The organism is Mycobacterium sp. TH-M15, from assembly GCF_057473705.1.
In genome coordinates this window covers 1-1,700 of record NZ_JBYCLB010000481.1, presented here as the reverse complement: position 1 = coordinate 1,700, position 1,700 = coordinate 1, and the positions used below count along the sequence as shown (strand labels likewise).

Below are 1,700 nucleotides of genomic sequence, written 5' to 3'. Positions count from 1 at the left end.
GAGAGGAACTTCTGCAGCCGTTCGGTCTCGGCCGCCTCGAAGAGCCGCTCGGGGGGACCGGATTCCACCACCTGGCCCTGGTCCATGAAGACGACGGTGTCCGACGCCGACCGGGCGAACGCCATCTCGTGGGTGACCACCACCATCGTCATCCCGTCGGCGCCGAGCTCGGTGATCAGCGCCAGCACGCCCTTGACCAGCTCCGGGTCCAAGGCGGAGGTGGCCTCGTCGAACAGCATCACCTGGGGTGACATCGCCAGCGCCCGGGCGATCGCGACGCGCTGCTGCTGGCCGCCGGAGAGCGCCTCCGGGCGCACCGCCGCCTTGTTCTTCAGGCCGACCCGGTCGAGTTGGTCGGCGGCCAGTTCGCGGGCGGCGTCGACGGAGAGCCGGCGCAGCTGCTGCGGTGCCAGCGCGACGTTGTCCAGCACGCTGCGGTGCGGGAAGAGGTTGAAGTGCTGGAACACCATGCCGATCCGCTGCCGCAGCTGGTCGGGATCGTCGCGCAGCACGGACCTGCCGCCGAGCAGGACGTCACCGCGGTCCGGCTCGTACAGCCGGTTCAGCGTCCGCAGCATGGTCGACTTGCCGGAGCCGGACGGGCCGATCACCGCGACCGTGCGGCCGGCAGGCGCGTCCAGGTCGACACCGCGCAGCACGCTGTGTCGGCCGAACGACAGGTGGATGTTGGTGGCCGCCAACGACACCGGCGCACGCTCCGCTGCGTCGGTCATCAGATCATCTCCTGGCTGGACATGACGTTGACCAGGTCGGCGTCGTCGTCCGGCTCGACCGGGCGGCCGCGGCGCAGTCGCGCATCGACCACGTTCACCAGGTGGGTGAGCGGGATGGTCAGGGCAAGGTAGAGGATGCCGGCGGCCACCAACGGCGACAGGCTGCCGGTCTGGGCGTTGAAGTCGCGGCCGACTTGGAACAGCTCCCGCTGGCCGGCGACCAGGCCCAGGAAGTACAGCAGCGCGGAGGCTTTCAACAGCGCGATGAACTGGTTGACCAGCGCCGGCAGCACCCGGCGGATCCCCTGCGGGATCACCACCAGCCGCATCGCTGCCGGGTAGCTGAACCCCAGGGCGCGGGACGCCTCCAGCTGCCCGGCCTCGACGCTCTGGATGCCGGAGCGGAGGATCTCCCCCACGTAGGCCGCTGCGGTCAGCCCCAGCGCGAGAATCCCGAGCGGGTAGGGGTTGTTCCCGGTCAGACCGCCGACCAGCGGGCCCAGGCCCAGCCCGATCAGCAGGATGATCAGCACCTCGGGAAGGCCCCGGAAGATGTCGGTGTACACCCGGGCCGGCCAGCGTAGCCAGCGGCTGCCGGAGATGCCGGCGACGGCCAGCCCCAGCCCGGCAACCAGGCCGATGATGCCGCCGGTGACGGTGAGCAGCAGCGTGTTCGGCAGCCCGGTCTTGATCAGCACGGGCAGCGCCTCGGCGTACAACCGCCAGTCGAAGAACGAGTCACGCAGCTGGGCCAGCGTCGATTTCGGCGTGTAGGTCTCGTCGGGCTGGTCGTGGCGGTGCGCGGCGATCGCGGCGAAGTCCGGCAGGTGCGGGGTGTCGGCCGATTTCGAGCCCGGTGCCCACTCCGGCGGCAGCGGCCGGGGCACCCAGTCGGAGAACAGCTGCGGCCAGGTGCCGTCGTCGATCACCGCGTCCAGGCCGGAGTTCAGCGCGGCGAGCAACGGC

General features: G+C 70.8%; 2 protein-coding genes. Both read right to left on the bottom strand.

What is annotated here, in order from left to right:
- A partial coding sequence (locus tag AC2VNT_RS11715; protein ID WP_486947019.1) for an amino acid ABC transporter ATP-binding protein occupies positions 1-734 on the bottom strand: 734 nt, incomplete at its 3' end.
- A partial coding sequence (locus AC2VNT_RS11710) for an amino acid ABC transporter permease (RefSeq protein ID WP_486947018.1) occupies positions 734-1,700 on the bottom strand: 967 nt, incomplete at its 5' end. The genes AC2VNT_RS11715 and AC2VNT_RS11710, both read right to left, overlap by 1 nt.